Annotated in this window: 14 protein-coding genes; 3 read left to right on the top strand and 11 right to left on the bottom strand. The window is 47.9% G+C overall.

Features of this window, described 5'->3' with window-relative positions:
* Window positions 1–28 precede the first annotated feature (28 nt).
* On the bottom strand, window positions 29–232 hold the full coding sequence (locus ICL55_RS09670) for a hypothetical protein (RefSeq protein ID WP_188096473.1): 204 nt from the start codon (window positions 230–232) through the stop codon (window positions 29–31).
* 321 nt (window positions 233–553) lie between these two features.
* Between ICL55_RS09670 and ICL55_RS09675 the strand changes: the two genes are divergently transcribed.
* Entirely contained in the window at window positions 554–1,984 is a 1,431-nt protein-coding gene (locus ICL55_RS09675; protein WP_188096475.1) for a sensor histidine kinase, read from the top strand.
* A gap of 73 nt (window positions 1,985–2,057) precedes the next feature.
* Complete coding sequence (locus ICL55_RS09680; protein WP_188096477.1) at window positions 2,058–3,497, top strand: hybrid sensor histidine kinase/response regulator; 1,440 nt, start codon at window positions 2,058–2,060, stop codon at window positions 3,495–3,497.
* Here ICL55_RS09680 and ICL55_RS09685 read toward each other — a convergent pair.
* From ICL55_RS09685 to ICL55_RS09700, 4 genes are all read right to left on the bottom strand, one after another.
* Window positions 3,478–4,002, bottom strand: a complete 525-nt coding sequence (locus ICL55_RS09685; protein WP_188096479.1) for a low affinity iron permease family protein — start codon at window positions 4,000–4,002, stop codon at window positions 3,478–3,480. The genes ICL55_RS09680 and ICL55_RS09685 overlap by 20 nt on opposite strands.
* Before the next feature lie 58 nt (window positions 4,003–4,060).
* Window positions 4,061–5,494 (bottom strand): sigma-54-dependent transcriptional regulator, encoded by a 1,434-nt coding sequence (locus tag ICL55_RS09690; RefSeq protein ID WP_188096481.1) that lies wholly within the window; start codon window positions 5,492–5,494, stop codon window positions 4,061–4,063.
* A gap of 68 nt (window positions 5,495–5,562) precedes the next feature.
* Window positions 5,563–5,946, bottom strand: coding sequence for a response regulator (locus tag ICL55_RS09695; RefSeq protein ID WP_246496212.1), 384 nt, complete (start codon window positions 5,944–5,946; stop codon window positions 5,563–5,565).
* Window positions 5,930–8,206 carry a glycosyltransferase gene (locus tag ICL55_RS09700; protein WP_188096486.1) on the bottom strand — a complete coding sequence of 759 codons (2,277 nt, stop codon included), beginning with the start codon at window positions 8,204–8,206 and terminating at the stop codon, window positions 5,930–5,932. Before ICL55_RS09700 ends, ICL55_RS09695 begins: the two co-directional genes overlap by 17 nt.
* A gap of 555 nt (window positions 8,207–8,761) precedes the next feature.
* Between ICL55_RS09700 and ICL55_RS09705 the strand changes: the two genes are divergently transcribed.
* Window positions 8,762–9,040 (top strand): hypothetical protein, encoded by a 279-nt coding sequence (locus tag ICL55_RS09705; protein ID WP_188096489.1) that lies wholly within the window; start codon window positions 8,762–8,764, stop codon window positions 9,038–9,040.
* A 15-nt stretch (window positions 9,041–9,055) separates the two neighbouring features.
* On the opposite strand, the gene ICL55_RS09710 is transcribed toward ICL55_RS09705, so the two are convergent.
* The 6 genes from ICL55_RS09710 to ICL55_RS09735 form a co-directional block, all read right to left on the bottom strand.
* On the bottom strand, window positions 9,056–10,084 hold the full coding sequence (locus tag ICL55_RS09710; protein ID WP_343067754.1) for an NAD(P)H-dependent glycerol-3-phosphate dehydrogenase: 1,029 nt from the start codon (window positions 10,082–10,084) through the stop codon (window positions 9,056–9,058).
* A 172-nt stretch (window positions 10,085–10,256) separates the two neighbouring features.
* Window positions 10,257–11,612, bottom strand: coding sequence for an efflux RND transporter periplasmic adaptor subunit (locus tag ICL55_RS09715; protein WP_188096491.1), 1,356 nt, complete (start codon window positions 11,610–11,612; stop codon window positions 10,257–10,259).
* 23 nt (window positions 11,613–11,635) lie between these two features.
* Window positions 11,636–12,988, bottom strand: a complete 1,353-nt coding sequence (locus ICL55_RS09720) for a TolC family protein (protein WP_188096493.1) — start codon at window positions 12,986–12,988, stop codon at window positions 11,636–11,638.
* Window positions 12,989–13,142: 154 nt separating this feature from the next.
* Complete coding sequence (locus ICL55_RS09725) at window positions 13,143–13,808, bottom strand: ABC transporter ATP-binding protein (protein WP_169223120.1); 666 nt, start codon at window positions 13,806–13,808, stop codon at window positions 13,143–13,145.
* Between the two features lie 75 nt (window positions 13,809–13,883).
* Window positions 13,884–16,292 carry an ABC transporter permease gene (locus ICL55_RS09730; protein ID WP_188096495.1) on the bottom strand — a complete coding sequence of 803 codons (2,409 nt, stop codon included), beginning with the start codon at window positions 16,290–16,292 and terminating at the stop codon, window positions 13,884–13,886.
* Window positions 16,293–16,302: 10 nt separating this feature from the next.
* A complete protein-coding gene (locus ICL55_RS09735) occupies window positions 16,303–18,696 on the bottom strand; it encodes an ABC transporter permease (RefSeq protein WP_188096497.1) in 2,394 nt (797 codons plus the stop codon).
* Window positions 18,697–18,703: the final 7 nt, after the last annotated feature.

Consider the following 18,703-nt stretch of genomic DNA (forward strand, 5'->3'; position numbering starts at 1 on the left):
AACGTAAGTTTAGTTGTGTGATGAAATGTTAGTTATCTGGTTTGTGTCTCTGAAATGCTTTTTCAGCCTGTGGGTCTGCCGGTTGGCGGGGAACTTCCCTTTCAGGCAGTTCTTCCGGAATTGGCTCAGGCTTGTCAGGAGGTGGCTGCACGGGTGTCGGATTTTCCTTTCCCGGTTGTTCTTTATCGGGCTTAGGTTCCTCGTCTGGCTGCTGTTTTCTTTCCGGGTTCATAGCTTACTGTTTTATGGGTTAAATTACTACTGAAAAAAAATCAAAGTTCATTCCAAGGCCGGAATATTCGTTATCCACATCTACCTGCATTCGCCACAAACATCGTGCGGTAAAGGGTTTCAGGTATCATTTACCAACACCAACGGCGCCAGCCGCACGCTGCATTTTTGATTCCCCATGAGTCGTAGAAATAAGTAGCATACTGTGGAAATAGTTGCGCAGAAAGGACTCCGGAAAAATACGCTGTCCGGTCATCTGTTTTTAACTCATAAAATAGTATCTTGAATTGCTTACACAGTAACCACCTATCGAAGAGATCAAATGCATTTTCCAGTATATAAAAAAATACGCATCGGATTTTTCATTGCCTTTACGGTTATTATTGCTGCATCCATCTTTTCCTATCTGGTGGCTAAAAACCTGCTGGACAACGCCGGCAGGCTGAATCACGCCATTGAGGTGTCCAAACGGCTGGAGGTGATCACCCGTCAGTTGAAGGAAGCAGAGGCCGCCATCCGTGGCTATAACCTCACGAAAGACAGTGCTTTCCTGGACCCCAGTATGGAGGAAAGAAGCAAACGTATAGAAAAGGAATATCTGCTGCTACGTAAAATCACCGCGGAAAGCCCGCGACAGCAAAAGCACCTGGACACCCTCCGGCAGCTACTGACCATCAAATACCAGCAGCTGATGACCGGCAGCCAGACGGTGACCGTGGCCCGGCAGGAAAGCTCGGTGAAAGAAGGAGAAAAGGCCGCTGACCGGCTGGACCGAAAAGTCCAGGACATGATACGCATCGAAGAGAACCAGGTACATGAAAAATCGAAGCTGTTTCATTTCTTCTCCGTATTATGGGTGCCCGTGATCTTCATCTCCTCGATCGTGGCCATTCTGATAGGCATCTATTCCTATGTGACGCTCACCCGCGAATTCAGGCTGCAGCTGCATATTGAGAGCAAAATGAAGTCCTACCAGCGCGATCTCCAGCAAAATATCTCCCTGCTCAATAAAACCAATCAGGAACTGGAACAGTTTGCTTACGTGGCCTCTCACGACCTCCAGGAGCCGTTGCGTAAGATATCTACCTTCAGCGACCGGCTGCAGATGAAATACAAAGACCAGCTGCCCCCCGATGCCACTCAGTTGATAGACCGCATGGTGTCTGCCGTGTCCCGCATGCGGGTGCTGATCAACGACCTGCTGGTGTTCTCCCGGGCCGGGCGCATCACCCCGGAAAGCATTACCCGGGTGGATATGAATGTGCTTTTACAGGAAGTGCTCACCGACCTTGAGGTTACCCTCGAAGAGAAAAATGTAACTGTTACCTATGATAAACTGCCCGAGATAGAAGGCAGTGATACTTCTTTTCACCAGCTGTTTCAGAACATTCTTGCCAATGCGATCAAATTTGCCAGCCCTGACCGGCCGCTGGTGATCAGTATACACCAACAGGTATTGACCGGCAAAGCGCTGGGATTGGTGAAAGAAAACCGATGGGACACGCTTTTCTGTCGTATCAGTATTGCAGACAACGGTATTGGCTTCGACCCTGCCTTTGCCGAACGTATCTTCCTGATCTTCCAGCGCCTGCATGGTATCAGTGAATACACCGGCACCGGTATCGGCCTGGCCATCTGTAAAAAAATTGTTGACAGCCACAACGGTTTCATCTTCGCCGAAGGCGAGCCCGGACAGGGAGCTAACTTTATTGTTGTTTTACCCATGTTACAAAGCAATAAAAACGAGGGTTGACGATTTAAAAGATTAGCATCTTTCTTGCGGAGCAAAAGTTCAGACAACTTTTGCCACACTTTAACTTATCCAGATGAGCGAACGCCCGATACAGATACTGATGATCGATGATGATGAAGATGATTTTTTCCTGGTAACGGAACTATTGCGTGATATATCCCCCGGTCAATATGCGCTGGAATGGGCCCCTACCTATCAGAAAGGCGTTGAAGCTATTGAACGGAAAGCCCACGACATATTCCTGGTGGATTACCGGCTGGGACCACACACAGGCCTGGACATCCTCCATCATTTTCAGGAAATGCAATATAGCATGCCCGTTATCATGCTTACCGGTAAGGGCGATTATGCCATAGACCAGGAAGCCATGAAAGCCGGCGCCTACGATTACCTGGTAAAAGGTGAAATCACTGCCGATCTCCTGGAGCGCTCCATCCGCTATGCGCTGGACGAATACAAACACCTGCGCACCATCGAGGAAAGTGAAAAAAAATACTTCGGCATCTTTGAAAAAGCACATGACCTGATCATCCTGGCGGATTGCGACAAAAACATCATCGACGCCAATCCGGCAGCCCTTCGGAGATTACAATACCAGAAAGACGAAATTCTGCAGCTGCACCTGCGCGATCTTTTTACCATACCAGAACAGGGTGAGCAATTCCTGGACGACATCTGTAGCGATGGTGTTGCCGGCATACAGGAATATGAGTTCAAAACACGCGACGGCAAAAAATTATTTGTGCTCATCAATGCTGTGATGCTGGATGAAGCAGAACAGATCTTCCTATGTGTAATACAGGATATCACCGAGAAAAAAAGAGAAGAACAGGAAAAACAACACCAGGAAAAATTTGTGATCACCGGACGTATCGCCCGGGTGATTGCGCATGAAGTCAGAAACCCGCTCACCAATATATTGTTGGCCGTTAGCCAGTTTAAGGAAGAAGAAGATGTAGCCGCCAACGATGATTCCGGCTTGTATACGGATATCATTGAACGCAACTGCACCCGCATTAATCAGCTGATCACCGAGCTGCTGGACAGCACGCGTATGATAGAGCTGCACACCGCCGAACATGGCATCAACCAACTGATAGAAAATGCGCTTAAACTGTCGCAGGACCGTATGCAGCTGCATGAAATGCGGCTCAACAAACAGCTGGCGGCCCCTGATATTAAAGTAAATGCAGACGATGAAAAGGTGGTGATCGCGTTTCTCAATATCATTATCAACGCGATCGAGGCCATGGCCCCCGGCAAAGGCATTCTCACCGTAACCACCCGACGCAATCAGGACAAAGCACAGGTGCAGATTTCCGACAACGGCATCGGCATTCCGGAAGACAAGCTCGCTCGCCTGTTTGACCCGTTTTATACCAACAAGGCCAAAGGAACAGGGCTGGGTCTTACCAGCACGCAAAACATCTTGCTAAATCATAAGGGGACCATCCATGTAGACAGTGAACAGGGCAAAGGAACCACTTTTACCATCACTTTACCGGCGGTGTAGTTTCTCCCGGACCGCCGCCTTCGGGATATTTCTTGCGTCTGCGCAGTTGCTCTTCATGTTTGATGAGTGCACCGTCAATCGCTTCTTCCACAGAATGTGATTCATTCATCCTGATCCTCTTTTTGGTTTCTTCTGCCAATACATGATAGTACTTATGCAGAATATCCAGCTCTTCTTCTGAAAGATTTTCCACATCAATCAACCGGTTGCTGGCCAGTTTGTGCGCAGCGATCAGTTCATTCAGCTTCAGCTGAATGGATTTGGAGTCTTTGTTTTGTGATTTCTGAATGATGAATACCATCAGGAAAGTGATGATGGTAGTACCGGTATTGATGACCAGCTGCCAGGTATCGGAGTAATGAAAGACGGGGCCGGTTATTCCCCAGATAATAATGATGCCCAGTGCGACAAAAAAAGCCCAGGCGCTGCCGGTAGTGGCAATTACTTTGGCGGCCATGGCTTCAAAAAATCTAATGCCGGACTTTTTCTCGGATAGTGGTTTCATAGCTGCCTCGTTTGTTGTAAGAAGATGCAGGCAAAAAGTCTGCCTGCATCTCATTTATTTAGTAGTTGATATTCAACAAGCGTAATTTATTGTACAGTGTTTTGCGGTCGATATTTAGCAGCTGTGCTGCTTTGGTTTTATTATACTTTACTTCTTTGAGTACGTTGATGATCTTGTTGTATTCGGCTTGCAGCGCAACGGTTTTCAGGTCGTTGTCATTGGCCATCATGACCAATTCGCCGCTTACCATCACTTCTTCCTGTGGCTGGGCAAATGATTCTTTCATTTCCAGCGGCAGGGCCGACATGGTGATTTCCTGCATTTCCGGTGTCAGCAGGCAGGCGCGGCGAATGATGTTTTTCAGTTCGCGGATATTTCCCGGCCAGCTGTACTGTTGAAAGCATTTCCACACTTCCGGCGATATTTTACCACAGGATTTCTCCAGTTCTTTTTCCACCTGTTCCACGAAGGCGGCCACAAACAGCGGCAGGTCTTCTCTACGTTCGCGCAGCGGCGGAATGTAGATGGTAAATTCATTGAACCGATGGAAGAGGTCTTCCCGGAATTTTCCGCGTTGCACTGATTCCGACAGTTTTTCGTTGGACGCTACAATGATGCGGACATCTACCGGTATCTCTTTCAGGCTGCCTACGCGGCGGATCACTTTTTCCTGTAATACGCGAAGCATGGCTACCTGAATATCGTAGGAAAGGTTGGAAATTTCATCGAGGAAAAGTGTGCCTCCCTGTGCCTGTTCAAAAGCGCCGATTTTAGTGCCGATGGCGCCGGTGAAGGAGCCTTTCTCGTGGCCAAACAATTCACTGGCAGCCAGTTCTTTAGAGAGGCTTCCGCAGTCCAGTGCCACAAACGGCTGTGATGAGCGTTTACTGTGATGGTGGATCAGGTGTGCCACAGATTCTTTACCAGTACCGGTTTCCCCGAAGATGATCACACTATAGTCAGTGGGCGCCACCAGTTTTATCTGGCGAATCAATTCGCGGGCACCTTCACTTTCACCGTAAACATATTTATCATTTTTTTCGCTCTGGTTGCGGGACAGGAGCGTTTCGCGGGCTTCAGGCGCACTGCCGGTATCCACCGGCTGCACTGCCAGGCGTTCCTGTTCGGACTCCTTATGTGCAAAAGCTTTATGCACCAGGTTTAGTATTTCATCCGGATACAGCGGTTTGGACAAATAATCATACGCGCCGTTTTTCACCATTTCCACCGCCACACGCACATCGGTGTAGCCGGTGATAATAATGACGATCGTTTGCGGATTGATTTGATGGATGTCCTGCAGCAACTGTGCACCATCTGTATCTTTCAGCCTGTAATCGCACAATACGAGGTCGAATGTTTTTTCCTTCATCATTTTGAGCGCAGCAGCGCCCGTCATGGTGGTGTCTACATTGAACCCATGTTTGCTCAGAAATTTACTGAGGAGCGTACAGATATTGATCTCGTCATCTATAATCAGAATATTTTTCATACTTCTCTAATATGTGGTATTTGTCAACAGCTTACTAAAATTACTAAATAAATCCCGGCTCATAGCCGCTAGTGCCTGATATTGCCTATCAGCTCGTCAACATGTTTTACGCTGAAAGGCTTAGGCAGGAAGAAGGTGGCTCCTGCACTCAGCGCTTTTTGTTTCTCCATACCGTTATCATAGGCACTAATGGTAATAACCGGCAAAGTCGGGCACTCTCTTCTGATCTCCGGTAACGCGTCCAGTCCCGACCCGTCCGGCAGATGAATATCCAGGAACAGCAGATCCGGCTGCTGGTTGCGCAGATATGATAATCCTTCGTTCAGTGCGTGGACGTATTGAACCTGGTAACCATGCCTAACGAGGGTTAACTGCAGTAATCGACAAATATCCGGTTCATCATCGATAATCAGGATATAAGGTCCGTTCTGTATTTCATCCGTTGAACCCAATCCGGACTGGTTCGCGGTTCTCTTTCTTGGTTGTAACATATTTATGTTTGTTCCATTGTTCCATCAAAAGACGGGCTATCAGATAACACACCGTAGACTCGGCACCCTGGTTCTGGTTAACATTATTACGTTCCAGACCATCATAGCATCCATAGGTAAGCGGGTTGTAGACCAACTGCTTGAGATGATTATTTCCCAGGTACCAGCTGAAGGCGACGCGCATCTTTTCGAGGTATAAATGGTTTTTAGTAATGTTGTAAAAAGTGTCCAAAGCCAACATGGTATAGGCTACTTCGATAGATTGCTCACCACCCGCATCGCTGGCAGGGGGTGTGTTTTTATGGTACCATGTTTTATTGCTGATGACTTTCATATAGCTATCAGTAAAGGTCTTGCTACAAAGGAACGCCAGGCTTTCTTCTGCGGTCTTACGATAGGTGGCGATGCCCGTTACCTGATAAGCCATCATCATGGCTTCCGGGATAACAGCATTGCCGTAGGTAAGGCTGGATTCAAACCATTTCCAGTTATCATCTGCCTCCACCGTATAATGTCCCTGCAATCCGGAGGCCAATTTATTGAGGAGGTCTGCCACCTGGTCCGTTTTCCGGTATTGCATCGAATAAAACAGTCCCTTCATGGCGAAAGCAATGGCCCTTGGCGACGAGAGGCTGTCAATCCAGCGCAGGCAGGGCCTGAAAAGAGACAGCAACTCCTGTATCATGTCGAAAGATAAGACCCTGTGGCAGGACAGGGCGTATCCCAGCGCCCAAACCGTGCGGCCATTGGCATCTTCCAGATTTACTTCTTCGTTCTGGCTGGTGAAATTTCCGTCTTTGTCCACATAGTTGAGGAAGCGTCCGGAAGGTTTACGACAGCCTGCTATAAAGCGAATGTATTTGCGGATCAGGGAATCCGCGAAAGTACTGGGTTTGATGGTAGTGATATACATGCAGAGCGCGATGAGTGCCCGGGCGTTGTCATCCAGGGTATACCCGTGAGATGGGTCCGGCACATCATGACGGGCAAACTGCAGCATGCCCAGTTCATCTGTAAGGCGGTCTATATGGTCCAGATAAGGTGCCGGCAGGTTGGGCATGGTCACCTTATTATCATCCAGCACTTCGCTGAACATCGCCATATGTGCGATGGCCACGTTGTCCCAGATAGAGTTGCGTGTTTTCTCAATAGCGTTGCGGCTCATGCGCTGGCGCAGTTCGGGGTTACCGAGCAGGTTCATCGCGGCATCTGTCAGTTGTTCCGCGTTGTTGAAATCGATCAGGCAGCCGCAGCTATCGTCCAGCATCTCTTTCGCCTGCACAAAGGCCGTGGAAATAACGGCGCAACCGGCGCTCATGGCGTACACGAAGGTACCGCTTACAGCCTGATGCGGGTCTTTCGATGTGAAAAGGTAAATATCCGTTAGTGACAAATAATCCAGTAAAGTATTGAGCGACAGATAAGTATTGACAAACCGTACGTTGTTTTCCAGGTGATATTCCTTCACCATTTCTTCTAATCGCTCGCGGTAGCGTTCTCCTTCTCGCGTCAGGATGACGGGGTGAGTTTTACCTAAAATAAGATAGAGGGCATTGGGATATGTTTTGACAATCTCTTTCATGGCCCTGATGCCGGTTTCCAGCCCTTTATTTTCGCTTAAAAGACCGAAGGTGCTAAGCACCATTTTATCTTCAAGATCATATTGTTTTTTGAGGGCATTCACATCGTCGATGATGTGAGCATGGGTACCATGGGGGATATGAACTATTTTACCTGCCGGCACCTGATAAACATCGCGGAGCAGGTTTACCGAGGAGCGGGTCATGGCCGTCACTTTCGTTGCCAGTGCGCCGATCAGGCTTACCACCTTCAGGCATTTCTGGTCCGGGAAAGGGAGCACGGTATGAAAACGGACGATAAAGGGTTTGTCCAGCAATGACAGCATGGCCAGCAGATTATGTCCATATTCGCCACCATACAGGCCAAACTCGTGTTCAAAGCAGAGCAGGTCTATTTTAGGATTATCATTGACCTGCTGCGCAAAAGCGATGCAGCTGTCGATGTCGAAAGGATTTACGGTATACGTGACCGGTGACTGTTTATCTGCCCATGGTTTTCCTGACTCTTCCAGTGCACAGATTTCGATATTCAGTTTTCCGGCGAAGCTTTTGTCCAGCGCGTTGATCAGATCTTGCGCAAATGTAGCGATGCCGCACTCACGGGGCGGAAATGATGATACAAAAAGCAAGTTTTTAGTCATTGGTCAAAAATTTTAAGGCTTTCATCCACAACGGACCATTGGGTGTCCGGGATGTAAGCTTTTCAAATATCAATCCAACGCCCACCTACTGCTTTTTAGCGAATTCATCGAACTAAAACTGTGGAAAATTCTCCCCATATGTTCATCCCGTTTTTTCCCGATGTGGAAACATTTTTTAGTGTCAATCGTACACGTTTAGATTTCATTAACAGTTTGTATACTTATTTATGATTATAATTGTAAATGATTTGTTATGGCAAGCGAAATAGCGAAGGCAGGCCGTAACCTTCCAATTCAGTTAATTTACGGCTAAATCAAATGATGGTAACAGTAAAAAGACCGGGAATTATCATCAATTAAAATATTTACAAAAAACTAAAAAATGTATACAATTTTGTTAATTGTCCAAACTTGCTTATTTTTAAATTCATAACCATATCTGACCAAATTAACCAGAGATTAACACACTCCTTTTGACACGTTTTAGTTTTTAAGTATCGGCGATTTGAAACAGGATCAAAATCTATCTATTCATTATAAAACCTTACCGCGCTTATGCGACATATTGCATGTACCCTCAACGTGGATGGAGTCCCCACTAAAATCAACATCCGGAAAGTAGCCAAAGAAAGAAGATTCCTGGCGATTGTAGATCAGACAGTAACAGAATACATCATTTCTGACGAGACCAATGAAGTGGAATATTATGAAGGACCGAAATTAGATAACTATCTCTTTGAGAAAATAGCTGCTCTTATCAAACAGTATTTTCCCAAAGTAAAAGCGATTGTTAAAGTAGGGGAAGATAATTATGAGGACTATGACGACTACTAGTCGTCAGTCCTCGTATCAGATAAAACCTTTTTCAAGAGAGAGGAAGGCTTCAGAAGGATGCACCTGCTGCCATAATACTGCGTATACAGCCTGCGCGACGGGCATTACTGCTCCTATTTCCTTATTCATCTCAAACATACATTTGCTCGCATAATACCCCTCTGCAATCATATTCAGCTCCAATTGCGCAGCTTTTACAGAATATCCTTTGCCGATCATATTACCGAAAGTCCTGTTCCTGCTATGCAGGGAATAACAGGTCACCAGCAGATCACCGAGATAGGCGCTGGCGCTGTAATTATGCACTACCGGTTCACTCCCGCGCTGCTCCGCCTTCTGCGCTTCATACTGCTCCAGGAAAGCCTGCATCTCCCGGAAGCAGTTGGTGATATACACGCTCAGAAAATTATCGCCATACTCCAGCCCATGTGCAATGCCCGCTCCCAGCGCATAGATATTTTTCATCACTGCTGCCAGCTGTACGCCAATCATATCCGTATTGACGATGGTTTGCAAATAACTGCCGGTAAATTTATCGGCAATCGCCTGTGCCGCTTCCTGATGAACACCGGAAAAGGTAAGATAGGAAAGCTTTTCATTGGCCACTTCTTCCGCATGGCATGGCCCGGTGATGGTAAAATAATGCGCCGGCGGAAGCTGGAAGCGCTCTTCCAGGTATTCATTGATCAACTGGTTATTGCCGGGCACCAACCCTTTAATGGCCGAAACTACTTTTTTTCCTTCCAGCGCTGACGATGACAGCTGGTCCAACACATCTATCAGGAAAGCAGAAGGAACAGCCAGTACGATCTCGTCGCACGCCGCTACCACAGCATTTACATCGCTGCTGAGCGACAGCAGGCTGGTGTCAAAATATACAGAAGTCAGGTAATGTTTGTTATGATGGCGCTGTTGCATATGCCGGATGGTGTCTTCATTGCGGATCCACCAGTGGATATGCTGTCCATTGTCTGTCAGTATTTTGGCCAATGCAGTGGCCCAACTGCCACTACCGATAATACCAATGCGATTCTCCTTGCTCACAATGCTAATTTTACGCAAGATAGGAAATCTGTCACGCAAAGACGCAAAGCAGCAAAGACACAAAGTTTTTTGAGGCTAATAAGAAAACAAAGAAGGGAAGATCAAATTTGATCTTCCCTTCTTTGTTTTCTTTATTTTCTTTGTTGCTTTGCTGCTTTGCGTCTTTGCGTGACTACTTCGCCTGCCCTTCAAAAAGTTTGTCTTTCGGCACCACTTTCACTTTTTTACCGTCGTTCAGGGTGCGGGAAACCGCGCTGTACGGGGCACTGATCACCTGATCACCGTCCTGCAAACCTGCCAGGATCTGGATATAGGAATCATCCTGCACACCTGTTTTTACGGGGATCATTTTCACGGAGTTGTCTTTCTGCAGAATGAACACCACTTCATTCATCTCCGACTTATTTTTGGCGTCATCTTTTTTCTTATCTCCGCCGGTCTTGGTAGAATCCGCATCGCGGGTAGTAACGGCGTTGATGGGTATTGCCAGCACATTATTCTCATGGCGGGTCTGAATATCCACGCTGGCGCTCATGCCCGGGCGGAAAGGAAATGCTTTATGGTGAGCGCTTTTCAGCAGATCAGCATATGATTCCGGAAGGATGCGGATGTGTACAATGTAGCTGGTCACCTGTTCAGCAGAAGAAGCCGTGGTGGCCGTAGCAGTGGCGGCGCCTTTGCTGGAGCTGGCAATTTGTGTCACGATCCCTTTGAAGCGACGGCCATTATAGGCATCTACCTCGATGAGGGCAGTATCTCCGTATTTCACTTTCGGAATATCATTTTCTCCAACGTCCACCTGTACTTCCATGCGGCTAAGATCTGCGATGCGCAACATTTCCGTACCAGTCATCTGGGCGGTACCTACTACGCGTTCGCCCTTCTTTACATTGAGCAGGGAAACGATACCATTCATGGGAGCGGTAATAGTAGTACGGCCAAGGTTTTTATTGGCCTCTTTCAGGTTAGCCTGTGCGCTTTGCACGCCATATTTACTACTATTGATTTGCTGCGCCGCTGCGTTATAATCGGCCTGGGAAGCGAGGTAAGTGGCTTCGCTGGTTTCAAATTCTGAGCGGGAAATTACTTTCTGGGAAAGCAATTCTTTATTACGAAGATAAGCGGCCTTGTTCTGGTCGAGGCGGGCTTTGTAGGAATTGAGCGCAGCAGCGGTGTTGGCCAGCTGTGCCTGTGACTGGCTTACAGAGGCCATCGCCTTGTCCACCATAGAGCCATAAATATCACCGTAAATACGGGCCAGTACCTGGCCTTTGGCAACAGTGTCACCTTCGAGCACGGTCAGCTCTGTTATCTCACCGGATACGTCGGAGCTTACTTTTACTTCTATTTCGGGATAAATTTTTCCGCTGGCAGTCACTACCTCGATGATATTCTTCTTCTCTGCTTTGTCTACAGCTACGTTCTGCAATTCTTCCTTACCAATAACACCCGAAGCCTTTAAAACAATGAGCAAAATAACAAGTAAACCTAAGCCCGTGAGCCAAAAAAGGGTCTTTTTCTTCTTCATAAAGCAGTTTATTACCTGGCGTTTTACAGGGATATTCTCTGGTCCCGGTAAAATTCCAGCAATTTCATTTTGAAAATATAGTCGTACTGTGCCGAGACTTTATCAATCTGGGCTTTGAACAATCTGGTTTGCGTTGTGATATAATCAATGGTGTTCATTAATCCAATGTTAAAGCGTTTGGTGGCAAAGTCATACGCTTTTTGGGCAGCCATTACGCCGGTAGCAGAAGCGTTGTATTTCTGCAGTGCGGCCACTGCATTGGCATGGGCGGTATAGATGTCCTGGCGTAGTTTCTGATTGTCCAGGTCGCGGGTCAGCTCCATGTTGTACACGTTTACCTTTGCTTTGGAAACGGCTGTCCGTTGCTGGTAGCCGTTAAACAGCGGGATTTTTAGACTTAGCCCTATATTTTTACCGAAGGTATTATCCAGTTGTTTGTTAAATGGTATCAGCTTCCCGTCCATGCCATAGAAGTTATTCGCATAACTGGTGGAAAGCCCTCCCGTTAATGAAAGCGAAGGGAACAACTGCCCTACGGCGGACCGGTAAGACCGGTAGGCACCTTTAATCCTGAGTTCATCTGACTTCACCAGCGGATAGGTAGTCAGCGCCGCGCTATACACCATTTCAGGGGCCATTTCGGCCAGTGGTGTCATTGGCAGGGAGGATATATTTTCCGGAATTTCCGGTACAAAAGGTATCTCAAAACTCAGGTTCAGATAGGCCTTCATTTGCAAGATAGCCAAAATTACGTCATTCTTGGCGGTCACCAGACTGGTACTGTCCGTTGCCAGCTGGGCTTCCAGATCTGCCTGGTTGCTTTCAGGAACAGAACCGGCGATCACCAGTTTTTTGGTATTGTCGAGGTTAGACAGCGTCTGCTTTACCTGTACCTCGTTTACTTTTACCTGTTCATTTTTCAGCAGGATCTGCAGAAAAGCTGTTGCAACATTAAAAGCGAGGTCGTTACGGGCTTTTTGCAGCAGAAAACCATTGGATGCCACATCGTACCTGTTGGCCGCAATCAGGTTTTGTTTGGAGAACCAGTTAAACAAATCACCGCTCATATTAAGCTGTCCGCTTGCGTTGAAAACGGACTGGTTAATATAGGCGTTATCCTGAATGCTGGCAATACGACCATCAGAGTACCAGGCACTCACATTACTGTTAAAACTTGGAATCATACTGAGACGGCTTTGCTGTAGGGTCAGTTCAGCCAGTCGCTTTTGCACCTCCTGTTGTTTTACAGTGATGCTGTGTTCCATAGCATAATCCACACAACGTTTCAAACTCCACGTATCCTGCGCCACAGCCGGGGTTATGTTAGCAAAGATGCTGAAGAGCAGGAAAAACCCTGCGATTTGGGATATTCTCATAACAGGCCAAAAATATAATAAATGTAAGGATAGTTTTCCTCGCTTCTTGATAGAAGGCAAAATTTTGTTAGGTATGGTGTCATACCTTACGCCATGCGTATACAACATAGTCTTTTTTTTGGAGATTAATACTGATTAAGAACACCATCTGTCATTATCCCTGTATATGTCCATCCCGGATCTGGATAATCCGGTTTCCATAGGTGGCATTCAGGTCAGAGTGGGTTACCTGTATAATGGTTATTTTATCCTGTTCATTGAGCTGTTTAAACAGTTCCATGATCACTTTCGCCTGATCAGAATGGAGGTTGCCCGTAGGCTCATCTGCCAGTATCACACGGGGCTCTGCAACAATGGCGCGGGCAATCCCTACGAGCTGCTGCTGGCCACCGGAAAGCTGATTAGGGAAAAGGTCTTTTTTAGCGACCATATTAAACCGGTCCAGCACATCCGCTACTTTGCTCTTCCTTTCGGAACCGGAAAGGCTTTTATATAAAAGCGGGGTTTCAATATTTTCATAAACGGTCAGTTCATCAATCAGGTGATAAGCCTGAAAGACAAAACCGATGGCACCGCGGTGCAACTGCGTCCGTTTTTTCTCGTTCATTTTATCCACCCGTTCTCCCTGAAAGAGATATTGTCCGGCAGAAGGTTCTTCCAACAATCCCAGAATATGCAGCAAGGTGGACTTACCAGATCCGGAAGGTCCCATAATGGACACAAACTCGCCCTCTTCAATTGTCAGGTCAACATCTTTCAGGATCTCGTTTTTACCAAATCCTACCGGGTAATGCTTGGATATTTTCTGCAGTTGTATCATGATAATTTTTTTTGAATTTTGGACTTGCTTACGATTTTCCGGTAAAGCAATATAAGTTCATTTCACCGGATCTTTTTATTCAGTTTTTAAAGTGTTGACCGGATTACTGAGGGCTGCCCGCACTGTCTTCACGCTCATCGCAGTCAGCGCCATGATGGCCATGATCACCCCTCCCGCTGCAAACACCCACCAGGTAAGGCCGGTACGGTAAGCGAAAGACTGCAACCATTGATTCATCACCCACCATGAGCAGGGTATTGCCAGCAGAAATGCTACCAGTACAGGTTTCATAAAGTCAGTGGTCAGCATACGGACCACCTGCCAGACAGTAGCCCCCAGCACCTTACGGATACCTATTTCTCTGGTACGCTGGTCTGTTGTAAAAATAACCAGCCCCAATAGCCCGATGACACTGATGAAAATAGCCAGGCCGGAGCACCAGTTCAGCAGATTGCCCATCCGCCGCTCCTGCCCGTACAGGTTCTCCACCGTTTTATCCAGGAATTCATAACTGAATTCATCCCTGGGATATATTTCCTTCCATGCTTTTTCCATGCCGGCGAAAGCTTTTTGCCAGACTACGCCCCCTTCCCCGGCACTACGCAACCGTACATGCAAGGTCCGGTGGCTCCTCAGGGCGTCGCTGCCGATAGCCAGCGCAGGAATCTCACGGCGCATACTCCCAACATTGAAGTTGCCCACTACGCCCACTACCGGATGCCCTTCTACCATCTGGCCAATAGCATCCTGCGGGCGCCTGAATCCAAAAGCCCTGACAGCGTTTTCATTCAGCAGCCACTCCCGCACAGAATCTGTGGTCGTAATATTCCTGCCGGCCAACAAACGAAGGTGATATACCGGCAGATAAGCACTGTCTGCATAACGCACTTCCACGGATTTCTCTATATCCTGCCGACCATTATTATATTTCATCGTGATGCTCATCCAGCCGCTCATAATAGGAGTGCGTCCGGAAAGACTTACTTTGTCCACTTCAGGCAAGGCAGCAATCCGGCCTTCCAGCAGCCGGCGCCTCGACGGATCAGGATCAAGCCACGGCGTTGTAATGGTAAGAATAGCGTCTTTTCTGAATCCCAGATCTTTATTTAATGAAAAGTGAATTTGTTTGCTGACCACCAGGGTGGCGATAACAAAAAACTGCGCTATGGTAAATTGTACGGCCGTCAGTGTCTGACGCACCCAGACTTTTCCGCCACGGTGGCCGGTATTCGACTTTAACACTACTACCGGTTGGAACCGCGCCAGCACATAAGCCGGATAGATACCGGCCACTAACGCCACTACTATCGCCAGCGCGAAGAGAAACGTCAACACCGGCGTGGAATACAACTGTGTGACTGGCAAGTCCTGCGGCAAAAAGGCATGGAAGCTGACAATCAGCAACGGCGCTACCAATAAAGAAAGGATAGCTGCCAGCAACGTGAGCACCAGCGTTTCTCCCAGGAATTGTTTGATCAGCTGAGCGGTAGTGCCCCCGATCGCCTTCCGGATACCTGTTTCTTTCGCCCTGCGGGAGGCCTGTGCCGTTGTCAGGTTTACAAAATTGATCACTGCCAGCCCTAACAATGCCACCGCTACCAGAGACAGGATGTTCAGCTGCTTTCTGTCCGCAGTACGGCGGTAGGCCTGAAAATCAGTATCAAAATGCAAATCATTCAGAGGTTGCAGCGACAATGCCGTTTTAGAATCTTTTGTGTTATGCTCCTTTATGTATTTCTCCAGCATGGCCGTCGCCTCCTGAGGCCTGGCAGAAGACCGGAGCTTCAGCAGCAGCTGCGTGGAAGAGCTGACGCTCCCCCAATTATCATCAAGGTAAATTCGTTTAAAGCTGGCGTTGGTCTGCAGGGTAGGCATTGAAATCATCTCTGCAAACCAGAAGTCGGTGGTGTGAGACAGGTCTTTCACTACCCCTGTCACCGTGGCCCGAATACTATCATCATACAGGACCTGTTTTCCCAGTACCTGATCTACCGACAGACCGGGGAAATACAACCGGGCACGCTCCTTTGTCAGCACCACCGAAAGCGGCTGTGATAACGCTGTGGCAGCGTTGCCACCCAACCACTCATACCCCAGCATATCCGTGTAATTCCTGTCAGCAAAAATCACATCTTCATTATTCGGAAAATCCTTTCCATCAACCGTTATACGGGCGGTAGTATTGTTAACAAAAAAATGAACGGCCTTCTCAACCTGTGGTATGTTCCCTTCTGCTACCGCTATAACGGGAACGGGCACACCGCTGTTTTTCACACTGTCGCCCGAGAAGCTGATCGTGGAAACAACCCTGTAGATATCATTCCTTTCCGGTACGGACTTATTGAACCCCGACTCATAATACACCACCAGGTATACTACCAGTGCCGCACTGATACCGGTTACAAGTCCCATGATGTTGAGCAGGGAGAAAACTTTATTACGCCATATATTTCTGATCGCTACAAGGAAATAGTTTCTAAACATACCCATCTTTTTATTCCGATCTAAGACTCTTTACAGGGTTCATGGTAGCTGTTTTTAATGATTGCAGGCTGACTGTCAGCAGCGCCACCAGAATCGCCAGCGTACCTGCCAGCAGGAATAGCCAGACACTCAGGGAGGCATGGTAGGCAAAAGCATCCAACCAGTTGCGGCCAACAAACCAGGCCACCGGTATCGCTACCACCAGCGCCATCAGCACCAGTTTGATAAAATCTTTTGACAACATGGTCACCACATTCGTCACAGAGGCGCCCAATACCTTACGGATGCCAATTTCCCGGGTGCGCTGTTGCGTGGTGAGCGCCGCCAGGCCTAATAAGCCCAGACAGGACACTACCATTACCAGTGTGGCAAAAGTGCCTAACACTGCGCCTACCCGGTACTCCGACTTATACATCTGGTTGAAATCATCATCCAGGAAATGATAGTCAAACGGCACCACGGGCTGCACCTCCTTCCAGAGCGCTCCTATTGCAGCAATCACCTGCTGTTTGTTGCTACCGCCTGTTTTAACATATATCTGTTGAAACCAGTCGTATTCCGGGAATACCACAATAGGCTCTATCTTGCTTTTCATGGAAGCAAAGTGAAAATCTTTCATGACGCCTTTTATCGTTCCTGCACGGCCATTGAGCATCATTCGTTTTCCTACCGCCACTTCCGGTGTCCAGCCCAATTTTTTAACCGCTGTTTCATTCAGGAAGAAGTGATAAGCGCGTTCTTCCGATTTTTCTTTCAGGATGTCAGCAATATCAGCATGGGTAAGGTCTTCTCCCGATAGCAGGGAAATACCCAATGTCTTCAGGTAATCCTTTTCTATCGGTAAAGCGTTGATGTTCATTGTATAGTTCTGTTGCCGTCCTTCAATATGATCCATGCTATATCCTCCCTGAACCAATACCGGAGACTCCGACGCAGCAGTAACATGCGTCACGCCAGAGAGCTGCAACAGTCGTCCTTTAAAAGATTCCAGCTGCTGCACATTGCCTTTAAATCCATTCATCACCAGCACCTCCGAACGGTCCAGCCCTAGTTTCTTATGCTGAATATATTGCATCTGGCGCTGCACAATGAGGGTACAGATGATGAAGAATATAGACGCCGCAAACTGGAACACCACCAGCGACTGACGGATACGGCTGCCTTTGGGCGTTGCGGCCTGTGATCCTTTCAGCACCTGCACCGGCCGGAACCCGGAAAGGAACAATGCAGGATAGATACCGGTAACAAATGACACGAGGAAGAAAACGCCAACGAGGATGAGATAAATCCGGTAACCACCGGCGCCGCCGATCTGCAACTGTACATCGGCCAGTTGATTGAAAGCCGGCAGCAGCACCCTCGCCAACAGCAGCCCGATGCCCATCGCGATGCCGGTAAGCAGGGCCGACTCCATCATAAACTGCCAGAAGAGCTGTCCCCGCTGTGCTCCCAAGGCTTTCCGTACGCCCACTTCCCGGCTTCTTTCGGTAGACCTGGCAGTGGCCAGGTTCATAAAGTTCACACAGGCGATCACTAACAGCATCCCGCCTATCAGCGCAAAAATATAATTGTAGCGGATATCGCCTCTTTCTTCTGCAGAGTCAGCGGCCACGGAATGCAGGTGAATATCTGAAACCTGTTCTGGTATAAAATTCAGGACCGTGCCGTTGTTGCGTTCCTCATCGCTAAGCTGCTGCCGGCCGATTGCGGTGAGGCTTGCCTGCAGACTGCTCAACTGGGCAGGATGCTGCACCTGTACATAGGTGTAGTAATTAGCAGATCCCCAGTATTCCTTCAGCTGTAGCGTACTATAACTCGCTACAAAATCAAACTTTAGATGGGTATTGGCTGGTACGTCAGCTGCAACACCGGTCACCTGAAGAGAACGGGTGCCATTGATCAGCAGCGTTTTTCCGATGGGATCAGTATCACGGAAATACTTTTTTGCCATCGAAGCTGAAATCACCACCATGTTGGGGCCGCCCAGCACAGTAGCAGCGTTGCCGGTTTGCAGCGGGAAAGAAAACAGCTGAAAAAACGGTGCGTCCGCATAGATGAAACGGCCTTCGTTCCAGCTTTTGTTATCATATTGTATGTTCACATCCCGGTGATACACGCGAACAACCTTTTGAATTTCCGGCAGGTCTTTAATCGTAGTAGCCAGAATATTGGGTGTCATGGCCGTTTGCACCAGCTTCTCTCCTTTCTCCCCATAATCCATCCGCACGCGGTATAGCTCAGACACATTCTTGTACCACCTGTCGTAGGTCCATTCGTTTTCAAGATACAGGGATAATAGCACGAAACAGGCGATGGCCGTTGCCAGTCCAAAAACATTGATGCCTGCGTATAACTTGCGTTTCAGGAGATTTTTAACAGCTATCTTAAAATAGTTCTTCCACATTGGGTAC

It is taken from the genome of Chitinophaga varians (assembly GCF_014529945.1).
GTDB lineage: Bacteria > Bacteroidota > Bacteroidia > Chitinophagales > Chitinophagaceae > Chitinophaga > Chitinophaga varians.